11 protein-coding genes are annotated in these 15,041 nt (G+C 71.2%); 8 read left to right on the top strand and 3 right to left on the bottom strand.

Annotated elements, in window-relative coordinates; all coding sequences use genetic code 11:
• Positions 1-2 precede the first annotated feature (2 nt).
• Positions 3-2,708, top strand: a complete 2,706-nt coding sequence (locus tag ACIQM3_RS09135; protein ID WP_401620980.1) for a SpoIIE family protein phosphatase — start codon at positions 3-5, stop codon at positions 2,706-2,708.
• Between the two features lie 13 nt (positions 2,709-2,721).
• On the opposite strand, the gene ACIQM3_RS09130 is transcribed toward ACIQM3_RS09135, so the two are convergent.
• The 3 genes from ACIQM3_RS09130 to ACIQM3_RS09120 all read right to left on the bottom strand — a co-directional run bounded on the left by ACIQM3_RS09130 (position 2,722) and on the right by ACIQM3_RS09120 (position 6,022).
• A complete protein-coding gene (locus ACIQM3_RS09130; RefSeq protein ID WP_401620977.1) occupies positions 2,722-3,351 on the bottom strand; it encodes a class I SAM-dependent methyltransferase in 630 nt (209 codons plus the stop codon).
• A 25-nt stretch (positions 3,352-3,376) separates the two neighbouring features.
• Positions 3,377-4,162, bottom strand: coding sequence for an SAM-dependent methyltransferase (locus tag ACIQM3_RS09125; RefSeq protein ID WP_401620974.1), 786 nt, complete (start codon positions 4,160-4,162; stop codon positions 3,377-3,379).
• A gap of 147 nt (positions 4,163-4,309) precedes the next feature.
• Complete coding sequence (locus tag ACIQM3_RS09120; RefSeq protein ID WP_401620971.1) at positions 4,310-6,022, bottom strand: lysyl oxidase family protein; 1,713 nt, start codon at positions 6,020-6,022, stop codon at positions 4,310-4,312.
• Positions 6,023-6,464: 442 nt separating this feature from the next.
• Here ACIQM3_RS09120 and ACIQM3_RS09115 point away from each other — a divergent pair, with 442 nt between their 5' ends.
• The 7 genes from ACIQM3_RS09115 to ACIQM3_RS09085 all read left to right on the top strand — a co-directional run bounded on the left by ACIQM3_RS09115 (position 6,465) and on the right by ACIQM3_RS09085 (position 14,962).
• Positions 6,465-7,226, top strand: coding sequence for a DeoR/GlpR family DNA-binding transcription regulator (locus ACIQM3_RS09115; protein WP_401620968.1), 762 nt, complete (start codon positions 6,465-6,467; stop codon positions 7,224-7,226).
• Positions 7,227-7,362: 136 nt separating this feature from the next.
• On the top strand, positions 7,363-8,721 hold the full coding sequence (locus ACIQM3_RS09110) for an ABC transporter substrate-binding protein (RefSeq protein ID WP_401620965.1): 1,359 nt from the start codon (positions 7,363-7,365) through the stop codon (positions 8,719-8,721).
• On the top strand, positions 8,718-9,683 hold the full coding sequence (locus ACIQM3_RS09105; RefSeq protein ID WP_401620962.1) for a carbohydrate ABC transporter permease: 966 nt from the start codon (positions 8,718-8,720) through the stop codon (positions 9,681-9,683). Before ACIQM3_RS09110 ends, ACIQM3_RS09105 begins: the two co-directional genes overlap by 4 nt.
• Complete coding sequence (locus tag ACIQM3_RS09100) at positions 9,680-10,564, top strand: carbohydrate ABC transporter permease (protein WP_401515998.1); 885 nt, start codon at positions 9,680-9,682, stop codon at positions 10,562-10,564. The genes ACIQM3_RS09105 and ACIQM3_RS09100 overlap by 4 nt, the downstream gene beginning before the upstream one ends.
• Positions 10,564-11,553, top strand: coding sequence for a zinc-dependent alcohol dehydrogenase family protein (locus tag ACIQM3_RS09095; RefSeq protein ID WP_401620959.1), 990 nt, complete (start codon positions 10,564-10,566; stop codon positions 11,551-11,553). Before ACIQM3_RS09100 ends, ACIQM3_RS09095 begins: the two co-directional genes overlap by 1 nt.
• On the top strand, positions 11,550-12,464 hold the full coding sequence (locus ACIQM3_RS09090; protein WP_401620956.1) for a PfkB family carbohydrate kinase: 915 nt from the start codon (positions 11,550-11,552) through the stop codon (positions 12,462-12,464). Before ACIQM3_RS09095 ends, ACIQM3_RS09090 begins: the two co-directional genes overlap by 4 nt.
• 56 nt (positions 12,465-12,520) lie before the next feature.
• Complete coding sequence (locus ACIQM3_RS09085) at positions 12,521-14,962, top strand: SpoIIE family protein phosphatase (RefSeq protein WP_401620953.1); 2,442 nt, start codon at positions 12,521-12,523, stop codon at positions 14,960-14,962.
• The last annotated feature ends 79 nt before the right edge of the window (positions 14,963-15,041 follow it).

Genomic DNA, 15,041 nt, shown 5'->3' with positions numbered 1-15,041 from the left:
ACATGGCCGGACGCTACGGCCGCCCGCGTTCGTTTCTCCGGATGAGAAGCCTCGCTGGTCAGGTCTTTCTCCTGCAGGTGGCGATCGTGGTGCTGCTCGTCGCTGCATCCGTGGCCGCGCTCGTGCTGCAGTCGCGGGCCGACAGCGAACGGGAAGCCCGTAATCGCTCGGTCGCCGTGGCCGAGACCTTCGCGAACGCCCCCGGCGTGGACGCGGCTCTGCGGAGCCCCGACCCCACCGCCGTACTCCAGCCCAAGGCCGAGGCGGCTCGCAAAGGCTCCGGGGTCGACTTCATCGTCGTCATGAATCTCGATTCCGTCCGGTACACGCATCCGCTGCCCGACAGGATCGGCAAGAAGTTCGTCGGCACCGTGGGGCCCGCCCTCGAGGGCCGTGTCGTCACCGAGAAGGTCGACGGAACCATCGGACCGCTCGTCCAGGCCGTCGTGCCGGTGAAGGGTGCGAACGGCCAGGTCCTGGGCCTGGTGTCCGCGGGCATCACCATCGAGAGCGTCAGCGGGGCCGCCGATGACCAGTTCCCCCTCCTGTTCGGCTCGGCCGGGGGAATCCTGCTGCTCACCATGGGAGGCACCGCACTCGTCACCAGACGGCTGAAACGCCAGACCCACGGACTCGGCCCGACCGAGATGACCCAGATGTACGAGCACCACGACGCCGTTCTGCACGCCGTGCGGGAGGGTGTGCTCATCGTCGGCGGCGACGGGCGGCTGCTGCTGGCCAACGACGAGGCGCGAAGGCTCCTGCACCTGCCTCCGGACATCGGGGGCACGCCCGTCGCGGAGCTCGGGCTCGACCCGGTCACCACCGGACTGCTGACCTCGGGGCGCAGCGCGACCGACGAGGTGCACTCCGTGGGCGACCGCGTCCTGGCCATCAGCCAGCGGGCCACGGACCGGCACGGCGGGCCGCCCGGGAGCGTGACGACCCTGCGTGACACCACGGAGCTGCAAGCCCTCACGGGCAGCGCCGCCATGGCGCGCGGCAGGCTGAAGCTCCTCTACGACGCGGGCACGGAGATCGGCACCGCGCTGGACGTCGTACGGACGTGCGAGGAGTTGACGGAGTTCGCCACGGCGCGGTTCGCCGACTACGCCACCGTCGATCTGGCCGAGGGCGTGCTGCGCGGCGAGGAACCCACGACCGCCCGGGCCACCACCGACGGCCTGCGCCGCTCGGCCTTCAGCGGCCCCCGCGACGACACGGGGCTCCACCCGCTCGGCTCGGTGATCCGCTTCCTCGAGACCACGGACCTCGGGGCCGGCCTGCTCAGGGGCGAAGCCGTCCTCGACACGGATCTGGCGCGGCGCGCCGGCTGGCAGCAGCAGAACCCGGAACGCGCCGAGCGCATCGTGGAGAGCGGATTCCACTCCATGATGGCCGTCCCGATGCGGGCCAGGGGCGTGCTTCTCGGCGCGGCCCTCTTCTGGCGGGCCCAGAGCCCCGAGCCGTTCGAGGACGAGGACCTGTCCGTCGCGGAGGAGCTCGTCGCCCGCGCCGCGGTGAGCATAGACAACGCGCGCCGCTACTCCCGTGAGCACAACGTGGCGGTCACCCTGCAGCGCAGCCTGCTGCCGCAGGGGCTCCCCGACCAGAGCGCCATCGACGCCGCCTACCGGTACCTCCCCGCGCAGGCGGGGCTCGGCGGGCTGGGCGGTGTCGGCGGTGACTGGTTCGACATCATCCCGCTGCCCGGCGCCCGGGTCGCGCTCGTCGTCGGGGACGTGGTCGGGCACGGACTCCACGCAGCCGCCACCATGGGGCGTCTGCGCACGGCGGTGCACAACTTCTCCACCCTGGACCTGCCCCCCGACGAGCTGCTGTGGCACCTGGACGAGCTCGTCGCCCGCATCGACCAGGACGAGTCGGCCGAGGGCTCGGAGGGGGGCGGCGGCGTCACCGGGGCCACCTGCCTCTACGCGATCTACGACCCGGCGTCCGGACGCTGCACCATGGCCCGCGCGGGCCACCTCCAGCCGGTGATCGTCAGCCCCGAGGGCGACGCCGTGTTCGCGGAGGTCCCCGGTGGCCCGCCCCTGGGGCTCGGCGGCATGCCCTTCGAGACCCTCGACCTGGAACTCCCGGAGAACAGCCGTCTGGTGCTCTACACGGACGGGCTCGTCGAGGACCGGCAACGCGACATCGACGAGGGGCTGGAGATGCTGCGCGAGAGCCTGTCCGGACACCCCGACCGGACACCGGAGGAGACCTGCCAGGCCGTCCTCCGTGCCCTGGTGCCCGCCAAGGCCCGTGACGACATCGCGCTGCTCGTCGGACGCACCCGCTGTCTGGCCCCCGAGAACGTGGCCGAGTGGGACGTGCCCTCCGATCCCTCCGCGGTCGCGCGGGTGCGCTCCGAGGTGTCCCGCAAGCTGAACGAGTGGAGTCTGGTCGAGGAGGCCTTCACGACCGAGCTGATCCTCAGCGAACTGGTCACCAATTCCATCCGCTACGCCAACGGCCCGATCGGCGTACGGCTGATCCGGGACAGGACGCTGATCTGCGAGGTGTCCGACCGCAGCAGCACCTCACCCCATCTGCGCCAGGCGGCCAGCATGGACGAGGGGGGAAGGGGCCTGTTCCTCGTCGCCCAGCTGGCCGAACGCTGGGGCACCCGCTACACCGACGACGGCGGCAAGGTCATCTGGACGGAACAGCTGCTGCAGCCGGAGAGCGACGGCCCTGGGTGACGGAAGCGGCGGGTCACCGACGGCAGTCCAGGAACAGATGGGGTTCGGGCACCGCGCCGGGGCGGTCCGGAGTGAAAACCGTTTCGGCCTCGTGCACGACGGTCAGCCCGGCGTCGGTCGCGAGCGCCCTCAGCGCGTCGGGCCCGAAGCTGGTCACCCGCACCTGCTGACCCATGAAGACGGTGCTCACGCCCTCCACGTCCAGCGGCACGGTCGCCAGGACCAGATGACCGCCGGGCCGGAGCGCTTCCGCCAGACGGCGCACGAGGGCACGCTGCTCGTCGCGCGACATCTGCAGGAGCGAGAAGTAGACGCAGACGGCGTCGAAGCTCTCCTTCTCCAGGGGGACCTCACGGATGTCCGCCCGGCGGAACGACGCCCCGGGAACCCGGCGGGACGCCAGGTCCACCATGACGGGCGAGACATCGACACCCAGCACCTCGTGCCCCGCGGCCGCCAGGGTGTGGGCGGTCGGCCGGCCCGTCCCGCTGCCGACGTCCAGAATCCTGCTGTGCGGCGTCAGCCGCTCCAGCAGCCGGTTCAGCGAGTCGCGGTGCGCGGCCGAGCCGGCGAAGGCCGTCTCGTAGTCGGCCCCGATGGCGTCGAACGCCTCGGCCGCCGGGTGCTGGTGGTCCTCGGTCATGGATACGTCCCCTTCCGGACCGTGACTACGGGATTCGGGCGACCGCGACGTAGACGCCGCTGAACTCCTGCTCGGGCGCCGGCGTCCCGCGGAACCACTCGGGAGCCGTCACCAGACCCGGCTCGACGATGTCCAGGCCCTCGAAGAAGCGGGCGAACTCGGCGCGGGTGCGCAGAGCGAGCCGGATACCCCCCTTGCCGTACTCGGCCGCGCCCTGTTCGCCGCGCTCGGGGTTCACGTCCGAGGCGCCCTGGGACAGCACCACGTAACTGCCCGGCGCCAGGGTGGCCGCCAGTGTGCGCACGACGGCCCGCGGATCCTGGTCGTCCGGGAGGAAGTGGAGAAGACCCAGGAGCGAGAGGGCGATGGGCCGGTCGAAGTCCAGGACCTTGCGGGCCGCCTCGATGATCGTGGCCGGTTCGAGCACGTCCGCGTGGACGTAGTCCGTGGCCCCTTCCGGACTGCTGATCAGGAGCGCCTCCGCGTGCCGCAGGACGATCGGGTCGTTGTCGCAGTAGACGACCCGTGACCGCGGATCGATCTCCTGGGCGATCTGGTGCAGATTCGGCGCCGTCGGGATCCCCGTACCGATGTCGAGGAACTGGCTGATCCCCTCGCCGGCCAGCCAGGCCGTCGCGCGGTTCATGAAGGCACGGTTCTGGAACGCCCCGGCCTTCGCCTCGGCCGGCAGGTGCTGTGCCACCGCCTGGTCCACCGGGTAGTTGTCCTTGCCACCGAGCAGCGAGTCGTACACGCGAGCCGAGTGGGGCCTGCTGGTGTCGATCGGGGGCCGGGGTGTGCCAGTCGTCATGACGCGCTCCGTCGCTGATGAGGTGAACCGCTCCGCCTGCGAAGTCTGCCACAGCAACTCGGTTGCGGGAGGCAACGGTTGACCTCCCGACGGCGACGGCGGCGGCCCCCGGAAGCATGTCCCGGGGGCCGCGTGGCAGGCCGGGTCTCAGGGCGCGTCGACCAGGTCGTGCTTGGGCACGGTCACCGTGCGGGCACCGGGCTTGCCGCCCAGGACCACCTTCCTCAGGGCGCTGTTGTTGCCGAGGTCGGTCTCCTTGAGCCGGTTCTCCGGGTTGGCCAGCACCTGGATGTAGTACGTGCCGTTCGCCAGGCCGGTGATGTCGAAGGACTGACCCGGAAGGTCCTGGGTGTACGTGTCACCGGAACCCACGTCGAGCACCTCCCGTACGGAGATGGAGTTCTCCTGGCCGCACGCCGTGGACAGATCGGTGTTGTCCGGGTGCCAGTTGGCGTTCTTCACCGTGTAGTCGACCGCGTCGGTGTTGGCCAGGCAGAAGGCCTCCTTGCCGCTGCGCACGGTCTCCTTCTGGTCCGCCTTCAGCAGCCGGTAGCTCGCGAAGTCGGTGAAGTGCCAGTGCTCATGACCCGGGCGGGGATCCCATTCCATGGTGCCGGTCGGGGTGTAGCCGACCTGCTTGCCCGAGGCGTCGTAGAAGTACTGGTAGGCGTCCATCAGCTCGTTGCCCGGCTTGCGGAAGCCGTCCACGACCAGCTGTGCGGGGCCCGCGTTCCACACGTTGGCGCTGAAGGCCAGATAGTCCTTGCCCGGCGCGTCCGTGTCGCCCTGCCCGATGGTGATCCCGTAGGCGGGCAGGGAGCGCAGGTCGGGCTTGGGGACGTCCGGAACGGCCGCCCTGCCCGTCGGACGCTGGGCGTTCGGCTGTGCCGCGGGCGCCTGCCGGGAGCCGTCCGTACGCCCCGGCCCGTCGCCCTGTGCCGAGCGGAAGCCTTCGCGCTTGGCGGCCCACGGCACGGCGGCGGGCGCCGGCGGGTGGGGGCCGTGGCCCACGTTGTACGAGGGGCCCGCACCGGTCGTCGCGGACACCGGGGCGGGAGTGCGCGAAGCGGTGTGGCCGGTGTGGCCCGAGTGCCCGGCCCCGTGGGCGGCGTGCTCCGACGCGGAACGGGCACCCGCGGCGCCGGCGGGGCTCTCCTCCTCCCAACTGCGCTCACGCACGGTCACCTTGACGGTCTGCGGCTCGTCAGCGATCTTGAACAGATCGCGGTAGCGCTGGGTGACGGCCACCTCCGCGGTGTACGTCCCGGCCGGCAGGGCGACCGGCGCGGCGTAGTAGCCCGCGTACGTGTTGGACGCCCAGCCCTTCTCGACGCCCCACACCGATCCGAGCGTGAAGGGGTTCGTCGGGCAGCTCTCGGGATACTTCGACGTGGACGGGGCGTCGGGCAGGATCCGGCCCGACGCGTTGTTCGGGCAGAACGACTCCGTACGGTTCACCACGGCCTTGCCCGCGGCGTCCCGGACCGTGATCCGGACGAAGTCCGGAAGCCCCGAGAAGTCCTTCACCAATCCCTTGGGCAGGGCCTTGGTCCGGGTCTTGTTCCCCTCGTGGATGATCTGGGTGGCGACGACCGGGTCCTTGTAGCTCTTACGGGTCACCCGCAGTTCCAGCGGGGCTCCGGAGGCGGTGAGATACGTCCCGAGGTCCAGGTAGACGCCCGGGTCCTCCTTCCACGAGTCGAGGGTCACCGACTTCGACGCGGCGACCAGGCCCAGCTCAGGGACAGACGTCGCCTTGCTGTCGGGCGCCGCGGCGACGACGCCGGCGGTCACGGTGATCGCCGCGGCCGCGGCGACAGCCGGACGCCACAGGCGGTTGCGGGGGGTTCTGCTGCTCATCGTTCTCCGATGTCCGGGTGCCCCGTCGGGGCGGTGGAGTCGCTTTGCCCATGAGAGAGGGCGAACACGGCCGGAGGTTGTCCGCGGACTCCCGAAGCCCGGAATGTTGGCCGAAATCGGGCCTTGAGGTGTGCAATCAGACATTTCTCTGCTGTTCTCGACGCGATCACAGGAGGGCTGTGCTAGTGACCCCCATGCCTGTGTGACCGCTGACGGGCACGAAACGGGCGCGCTCGCGGGCGAAGCAGGCGTTGCGCGGGCGCCCCGTCACCGCCGGAGCGCGGACCACCAGCGTGGGGGCCCGTGGGGAAACGGGCATGAACGGGCAGAGGCCGTGGCGCGAAGAAGCTGGTCGTACAGCCGTTTCTGCTTGTACAAACAGTGCGTGGGCCCGAACGGACGCCGGGCCCACGGTTGATTCGCACTAGCGCAGGGATGTGTCGTGGGCACCGAGGAACGCCGCCGGGGAATTCTCGAGACGGCCCGACGGGACGGTTCGGTCGACGTGAACCGGCTGGCCGAACGGTTCGAGGTGGCCAAGGAGACCATCAGGCGCGATCTGCACACCCTCGAGGAGCACGGCCTCGTCCGGCGCACGCACGGTGGTGCGTACCCGGTCGAGAGCGCCGGGTTCGAAACCACCCTGGCGATGCGCACCACGCACCACGTACCGCAGAAGTCACGGATCGCGACGGCCGCTGCCGAGCTGCTCGGTGACGCCGAGACGGTCTTCGTCGACGAGGGCTTCACCCCGCAGCTCATCGCTGAAGCGCTGCCCCGCGACCGGCCGCTGACGGTGGTCACGGCGTCCCTGGCCGTCGCCACGGTTCTGGCGGACTCGGAGAAGACCGCCGTGCTCCTCCTCGGCGGGCGGGTGCGCGGCAGCACCATGGCGACGGTCGACCACTGGGCGACCCGTATGCTCGCCGACTTCGTCATCGACCTGGCGTACGTCGGTGCGAACGGCATCTCCCGCCAGTACGGGCTGACCACCCCGGACCCGGCGGTCTGCGAGGTCAAGGCGCAGGCCATGCGCAGCGCCCGCCGCCGTGTCTTCGCCGGCGTCCACTCGAAGTTCGGAGCGGTGAGCTTCTGCCGCTTCGCAGGTGTCGGCGACTTCGAGGCCGTCGTCACCGACACCGGTCTGCCCTCGGCGGAAGCCCAGCGCTACTCCCTGCTCGGCCCGAACGTCATCCGCGTCTGACACGACGGCGGGACCGCCCCGCCGCCCCCACCCCTTCGTCAGCCCCCGGAGGGCAGCCCCGCCATGCCCGGAACCGTCAGGAGAGCCGGAGGGCAGGCACCGATCCGCGAGCCGCTACGACCGATCAGGAGAATCTATGCCCCACCAGCAACGACGCCGTGGGACCCGCGTGCGTGCGGTCGCGGGCACGGCAGTGATGGCCTTCCTCGCCGCCGGGTGCGCCGGAGCAGGCGGCACAGCGTTCGGAGGGGGTGACGCACTGAACGTACTGATGGTGAACAACCCCCAGATGGTGGAGCTGCAGAAGCTCACCGCCGAGCACTTCACCGAGGAGACCGGCATCAAGGTCCACTTCACCGTGCTCCCGGAGAACGACGTCCGCGACAAGATCAGCCAGGACTTCTCCAACCAGGCGGGGCAGTACGACGTCGGCACCATCAGCAACTTCGAAGTGCCCTTCTTCGCGAAGAACGAGTGGCTGCACCCCCTCGACACCTACGCCGCCGAGGACACCGCCTTCGACCAGGACGACATCCTCGAACCCCTGAGGGAGTCACTCACCGCCGAGGGCAAGCTCTATGCCGAACCCTTCTACGGTGAGTCGTCCTTCCTCATGTACCGCAAGGACGTCTTCGACGCGAAGGGGCTGACGATGCCCGCGCACCCCACCTGGACCGAGGTGGCGGAACTCGCGGCGCAGGCCGACGGCGCCGAGTCCGGGATGAAGGGCATCTGCCTGCGCGGGCTGCCCGGCTGGGGCGAGCTCATCGCCCCGCTCACCACCGTCGTCAACACCATGGGCGGCACCTGGTTCACCGAGGACTGGAAACCCCGGCTCACCTCACCCGAGTTCAAGAAGGCCACCGAGTTCTACGTCGACCTCGTGCGCAAGCACGGCGAGCGCGGCGCCTCCCAGTCGGGATACGCCGAGTGCCTCAACAACATGACGCAGGGCAAGACCGCCATGTGGTACGACGCCACGGCGGGCGCCGGTTCGCTGGAGGCGGCGGGATCCCCGGTGAAGGGCAAGATCGGCTACGTACCGGCGCCGGTCGAGGAGACCAAGAGCTCAGGGTGGCTCTACACCTGGGCCTGGGGCATCCAGAAGGCCTCGAAGAAGGCGGACGACGCGTGGAAGTTCGTCTCCTGGGCCTCCAGCAAGGAGTACGAGTCGCTCGTCGGTGAGACCAGCGGCTGGTCCAACGCCCCGGCCGGCAAACGCGCCTCCACCTACGAGAACCCCGAATACCGCAAGGCGGCAGGCGCCTTCGCGGACGTCACCGAGCAGGCCATCTCCGGGGCCGACCCGAAGAACCCGGGCACCCAGCCGCGCCCCGTGCCCGGGATCCAGTTCGTCGGCATCCCCGAGTTCACCGACCTCGGAACCAGGGTCGCGCAGGAGATCAGCGCGGCCATCGCCGGCCGCCAGTCCGTCGACAAGGCGCTGGCCGCTTCCCAGAAGCTGGCCGAACAGGTCGCCAAGGAGTACCGATGACCACAGCAGTCGGCACCACACCCCAGTCACCACCCCGGCCACCCGCGGCGCCGGCCCGTAAGAAGAGCGGCGCCCGGGCCTGGGCCACCAGGGCTCCGCTGCTCCCCGCCCTGGTCTTCCTGATCGTCGTCACCCAACTGCCGTTCGTGGCGACCCTGGTGATCTCCCTCTTCGACTGGAACTCCCTCAGCCCCGACAAACGCGCCTTCAACGGGCTCGGCAACTACGCGTCCGTCTTCACCGACGCCGCGCTCCGCGACTCGGTCCTCACCACGATCCTGCTGACCGTGGGCGTCGTCCTCGCCACCGTCGTCATCGGCCTGGCCCTCGCGCTGCTCCTGGACCGTACGTTCTTCGGCCGGGGCATGGTCCGCACCCTGCTCATCACGCCGTTCCTGATCGTGCCCGTCTCCGCCGCGCTCCTGTGGAAGCACGCGCTGTACAACCCGGAGTACGGACTCCTCAACGGCGCGCTCAGCTGGGTGGGAGACCTCTTCGGCGACACCACCCCGAGCCAGCCGGACTGGATCGCGGACATGCCGCTCCTCGCCGTCATCGCGGCGCTGGTCTGGCAGTGGACGCCGTTCATGATGCTGATCCTGCTCGCCGGCCTCCAGAGCCGGCCCGCGGAGGTCGTCGAGGCCGCTCGCCTGGACGGTGCGAGCGCCTGGCAGACCTTCCGCTATCTGACCCTGCCGCACCTGCGCAGGTACCTCGAACTCGGAGTGCTGCTCGGCGCCGTCTACATCGTGCAGAACTTCGACGCGGTGTTCACGATCACCGCGGGCGGCCTCGACACCGCCAACCTTCCCTACACGATCTACCAGACCTTCTACCAGGCCCACGAATACGGACTGGCGTCCGCCGCCGGGGTCGTGGTGGTGATCGGCACGATCATCATCGCCACCTTCGCGCTCCGGACCGTCTCGTCCCTCTTCAGTGAGGAGGCGAACCGCGCATGACCACCGCCACCGCCACCGTCCCCGCGCCCGCCCCGTCCGCGCGACGCGTCCTGCGAAGGGCCCGACGGCGCTCCGCCGCACTCGGCCTGCTGGCCTGGGCGGCAGGACTCGCCTTCTGCCTGCCCGCGCTGTGGATGCTGCTGACTTCGCTGCACGCGGAGTCCGACGCAGCCACCAACCCGCCCTCCCTCTTCGCGCCGCTCACCCTCGACGGTTACCGCGCCTTCTTCGGAGCCGACACCGGTGTGACCCCGTGGCCGCCCCTGCTCAACTCGCTGGGGGCCTCCTTCTTCTCCACGGTCCTGGTGCTCCTGCTGGCGCTCCCGGCGGCGTACGCCCTCTCCATCCGGCGCGTGCGCAAGTGGACGGACGTGATGTTCTTCTTCCTTTCCACGAAGATGCTGCCCGTCGTCGCGGGGCTTCTCCCCGTCTACCTGTTCGCAAAGAACGCCGGGATGCTGGACAACATCTGGCTCCTCGTCCTGCTCTACACCTCGATGAACCTGCCGATCGCGGTCTGGATGATGCAGTCCTTCCTCGCGGACGTGCCGGTGTCGGTCATCGAGGCCGCCCAGGTCGACGGCGCGAGGCTGCCGACCGTCCTGGCCCGGGTCGTCGCACCGATGGCCGCCCCCGGGATCGCGGCCACCGCGCTGATCTGCTTCATCTTCAGCTGGAACGAGCTGCTCTTCGCCCGGGTGCTCACCGGCGTCGTCGCCCAGACAGCACCCGTCTTCCTCACCGGATTCGTCACCAGCCAGGGCCTCTTCCTGGCCCAGCTGTGCGCCGCGTCCGTCGTCGTGTCCCTGCCGGTGCTCGCCGCCGGCTACGCCGCCCAGGACAAACTCGTCCAGGGCCTGTCTCTCGGAGCAGTGAAATAATGCGGGCAGCCATCGTCGAAGCACCCGGGAAGATCTCCGTCACCACCGTCCCCGACCCCACCCCCGGCCCCCGCGAGGTCGTCGTGTCCGTTGCCTCCTGCGGGCTCTGCGGCACCGATCTGCACATCCTGCAGGGCGAGTTCGCGCCCTCCCTGCCGCTCGTCCCCGGCCACGAGTTCGCCGGGGAGATCGTGGGCGTCGGACGTGACGTCACGGAGCTCGCCATCGGCGACCGCGTCGCCGTCGATCCCTCGCTGCACTGCCACGAGTGCCGCTACTGCCGCAGTGGTCGCGGCAACCTCTGTGAACGCTGGGCCGCCATCGGCGTCACCGTCTCCGGCGGCGCCGCCGAGTACGCCGTGGCCCCCGTCGCCAACTGCGTCCGGCTGCCCGAGCACATCGACGTGAATGACGCCGCCCTCATCGAGCCGCTGTCCTGCGCGGTCCGGGGTTACGACGTCCTGAGCAGCACCCTCGGCGCCGAGGTGCTGATCTACGGCTCCGGAACCATGGGCCTCATGATGCTGGAGCTCGCCAAGCGCACCGGGGCGGCGGGCGTGGACATCCTGGACGTCAATCCGGACCGCCTCGCCACGGCCGGCCTCCTCGGCTGCTCCCGGTCGGCGGCCGGGGCCGACGAGCTCGAGCGGCCCGGCGGCTGGGACGTCGTCATCGACGCCACGGGCAACGCGGCCGCCATCCAGGACGGCCTGGGACGCGTCGCCAAGGGCGGGACCTTCCTCCAGTTCGGGGTCGCCGACTACGCGACGACGGCCGTCATCGAGCCGTACCGCATCTACAACCAGGAGATCACCATCACCGGCTCGATGGCCGTCCTGCACAGCTACGAACGCGCCGCCGCGCTCTTCGCCACCGGGGTCCTCGACCCTGCCGTCTTCATCAGCGACCGGCTGCCGCTCGACCAGTACCCGCAGGCCATCGACCGCTTCAAGGCGGGCATCGGCCGCAAGATCGTGGTCGAGCCGTGACGGGCGGACCCGGCGCCGTCCTCGTACTCGGAGAGGCGCTCGTCGACCTCGTACCCGTGGCCGGGGACGGCGGCCTGCGGGCCGCCCAGTTCGGCGGGGCCCCGGCCAACGTCGCCGTCGGGCTGGCCACGCTCGGCACCCCGGTGGCGTTCGCCGGAGGGCTGGGCGGCGACGGCTTCGCCCGCACGATCGAGGATCGGCTGCGGGCGGCCGGGGTCGACCTCACACTCTGTGAACGCTCCGGTCTGCCTACGGCACTGGCCGTCGCCGAGCCGGGGGCCGGGGGAACGGGTTACCACTTCCACCTCCAGGACACGGCGACGTTCCGGCTGCCGGACCTGTCCACGCGGGCCGCCGGATTCGGGGCCGTGTACGCGGGCGGGCTCGCGGCCGTCGTCGGGCCCGCGGCATCGGCCGTGCGGGCCACCGCCGCCGCGGCCGCCGAGCGCTCCCTGCTCGTCGTGGACCCCAACGTCCGCCGGGACCGCACCCTGGGCGCGGACCACGGCTCGGCGGCGCTGCGCGAACTGTGCGGACTGGCCCACGTCGTGAAGGTCAGCGACGAGGACGTGGAGACGCTGTGGCCCGGAGCCGATCCGGAGGAGACCTGCCGGGAACTGGCGGAAGGAGGACGGCTGGTGGTCCTCACCCGTGGCGCACGGGGCAGCACGGCGTACACGGCGACCGCACCGCCCGTCTCCGTCGCCGCCACACCGGTCGAGGTGGTCAACACGATCGGCGCGGGGGACGCGTTCACCGCGGGACTGCTGAGCCGCATGGGGGCCCTGGGCTCCTTCACGGCGACGCCGTATCCGGAGGAGGTGAGGGACATGCTGTCGTTCGCCTCCGAGACGGCCGCCTCGGTGTGCGCACGGGCGGGCACCGAGCCCTCGGCCCCCGCCGGTATCTGACGGCACGCGACCTGCGCGGACATGCGCACCCGCGCACGGGTGCGCATCCTGGCTGTGTGACCTGGAGCCCCGATGGAAGCCGAACGCCCGACGGACTGTCGCTGGTGCTCGCCCGGGCCGTGGTGAGCGCCGTCGACGCCGTCGGGGGGTACGCGGGCGGCGTCTACCTGCGCTCACGGACCCCGGGGCTCCTGCTGATGGCGGTGCTCGCGGGTCTGCCCGTCCCGCTGCTGCGCCCCTGGTGGCGGATGCACGTGAACCGGCCCTTCCCGGTCGCCGAGGCCTACCGGTCGAACCTGCCGGTGTATCTGGGGGACGCCGAGGAGGCCATGCGCCGGTTCCCGCAGCTGATGGCCGGCCTGCCCTTCCCCTTCGGGTCCCTCTACGTGCCCGTGCCGGGCGGGACCACACCCGTGGGCGTGCTCGTGGTGCTGCGCTACGCCACCCGGGGCGTGCCGGTCGGCGGCGCGGACCGCCGTCGCCTGGAGTCACTCGCCCGGCAGCTGGGCGCCGACATCGCCGCACAGGACAGGCCGGCCGAGTGGGACGGCGAGCCCATGCCCCTGCGGCTTCCTTCGGACACCGCGCGGCAGATGCGCGTCGGACACTTCGCGTGGGACATGGACAGCGGGACGGTCACCGCGGACGAGCGTACGCACGCGATCCTGGGCCATGAGCCCACGGACGGGCCGGCGCGCTCCATGGAGGCGCTCACGGCCGGGCTGCTGCCCGAGGACGTGTACGGGCTGTGGACGCTGGCGAGCAGAGCCGCGCGGTCGGCGGAGCCCCATGTGCGCCGGATGCGGCTCTGGAGCCCCGACGGCCGGCCGCTCCTGGTCGAGCTCTCCGGCGCCGGGGACCTGGACGGCCGGACAGGCCGGCTGACCGGTGTCCTGTTCGACCAGGGGGCAGGCCCGGTCGTACCGGACGCGGGCGACCGGATCCCGCGCGGCATGCTCACCTACGACCGGCTCGGACGGATCACCTACGCCAACCGCCCGGCGGAGGAGCTCCTCGGCCACACCCGGGCCGAGCTGACCGGCCGGCTCCTCGGCGAGGCGCTGCCCTGGCTCGCGAGCCCCGCCTACGAGGACCAGCGTCGGGCCGCACTCTTCTCGGACGACCCCGTGTACTTCCTCGCCCGGCGCACCTCGGCGGATTGGCTGTCCGTCGCGATGTTCCCCGGCCGCGACGGGGTCACGGTCACCTTCAGCCCCTCGGGGCGGCCCGGCCGCACATCGGAGTCCGGCGCCACCCCGGGAGGGGAGCTCGGCTCCCCGGCCGACCGCTCGGCCGTCCTGTACCGGCCCGTCGCCCTGGCCATCGCGCTGACGGAGGCAGTCACGGCGCGTCAGGTCTCGGCCGTGGTCACGGAGGAACTGCTGCCGGCCTTCGGCGGCAGACAGCTGGCCATCTACCTCCAGAACGAGCGGCGCCTCTACCTGGCCTGGGAGACCGGTTTCCCCAAGGGGTTCCTGGACCAGTTCGACGGAGTCGGTCTCGACGCCCGCATCCCCGGGGTGGAGACGCTCACGACGGGCAGGCCGCTGTTCTTCGAGTCCATGGAGCAGCTGGCCGAGGCCTACCCCGGTATGCCCATCGACGCCAGCGTCGGCGCCCGCGCCTTCCTGCCGCTCATCGCGTCGGGCCGGCCCGTGGGTTCGTGCATCCTCGGATTCGACCAGCCCCGCGGCTTCAGCCCCGAGGAACGCACCGTGCTCACCGCGCTGGCGGGGCTCATCGCCCAGGCCCTCCAGCGCGCCCAGCGCTACGACACCGAGGCCGCGCTCGCCCGGGGCCTCCAGGACGCCCTGCTGCCCCACCGGCTGCCCGTCGTCGACCATGTCGACACCGTCGGACGCTACCTCTCGGGCACCCAGGACATCGAGATCGGGGGCGACTGGTACGACGTCATCGAGACGGGCAGCGGACTAGCCCTCGTCATCGGGGACGTCCAGGGGCACGGTGTGGCGGCAGCGGCCACCATGGGGCAACTGCGCAGCGCCGTAAGGGCCTTCACGCTCATCGGGCACGAACCGCAGGAGATCATGAGTGCCACCAACCGGCTGCTCATCGGCCTCGACCCCGGGCAGTTCGCCAGCTGCTGCTACGTGGTGCTCGACCCCGCGACCGGTGCCACCCGGGCCGTACGCGCCGGTCACCCCCAGCCCGTCCTGCGGCACCCGGACGGCAGGACCGAGGTCCTGGACCTCCCCGGAGGTGTGGTGCTAGGAGTCGACCCGGAGGCCTCGTACCCCGTCACGGAACTGTGGCTGGACCCGGGAGCCGTTCTGGCCCTCTTCACGGACGGGCTTGTGGAGAAGGCGGGCACGGACATCGACGAGGGCATCGAGCGGCTGCGCAGCACCCTGGACGCGGTGGGCCACATGCCGCTCGCCGAGGCGGCCGACCGCGTCATCGGGCAGGCCCGTCAGGACGAGGACCGGCCCGACGACATCGCGCTGCTCATGGCCGCCCGGCGGGATCCGTCCCGCTGAATCCCGCCGGTCACAGCCCCGGGCGGTGTCCGTCATGCGGAACGCCCCCCGTGCCGAGTGCGCCCCGGGCACGCGGGTG

Origin of the sequence: Streptomyces sp. NPDC091271 (genome assembly GCF_044757505.1) — a bacterium.
Lineage (GTDB): Bacteria > Actinomycetota > Actinomycetes > Streptomycetales > Streptomycetaceae > Streptomyces.
Note: the sequence above shows the minus strand (reverse complement) of the source record. Positions and strands in the feature narration are given on the sequence as shown.

What these genes read in the sequence shown, in the direction of transcription:
- ACIQM3_RS09135 (WP_401620980.1), top strand. Translation starts at nt 3, where the DNA reads ATGGCCGGACGCTACGGCCGCCCGCGTTCGTTTCTCCGGATGAGAAGC.
- ACIQM3_RS09130 (WP_401620977.1), bottom strand. Translation starts at nt 3,351, where the DNA reads ATGACCGAGGACCACCAGCACCCGGCGGCCGAGGCGTTCGACGCCATC.
- ACIQM3_RS09125 (WP_401620974.1), bottom strand. Translation starts at nt 4,162, where the DNA reads ATGACGACTGGCACACCCCGGCCCCCGATCGACACCAGCAGGCCCCAC.
- ACIQM3_RS09120 (WP_401620971.1), bottom strand. Translation starts at nt 6,022, where the DNA reads ATGAGCAGCAGAACCCCCCGCAACCGCCTGTGGCGTCCGGCTGTCGCC.
- ACIQM3_RS09110 (WP_401620965.1), top strand. Translation starts at nt 7,363, where the DNA reads ATGCCCCACCAGCAACGACGCCGTGGGACCCGCGTGCGTGCGGTCGCG.
- ACIQM3_RS09105 (WP_401620962.1), top strand. Translation starts at nt 8,718, where the DNA reads ATGACCACAGCAGTCGGCACCACACCCCAGTCACCACCCCGGCCACCC.
- ACIQM3_RS09100 (WP_401515998.1), top strand. Translation starts at nt 9,680, where the DNA reads ATGACCACCGCCACCGCCACCGTCCCCGCGCCCGCCCCGTCCGCGCGA.
- ACIQM3_RS09095 (WP_401620959.1), top strand. Translation starts at nt 10,564, where the DNA reads ATGCGGGCAGCCATCGTCGAAGCACCCGGGAAGATCTCCGTCACCACC.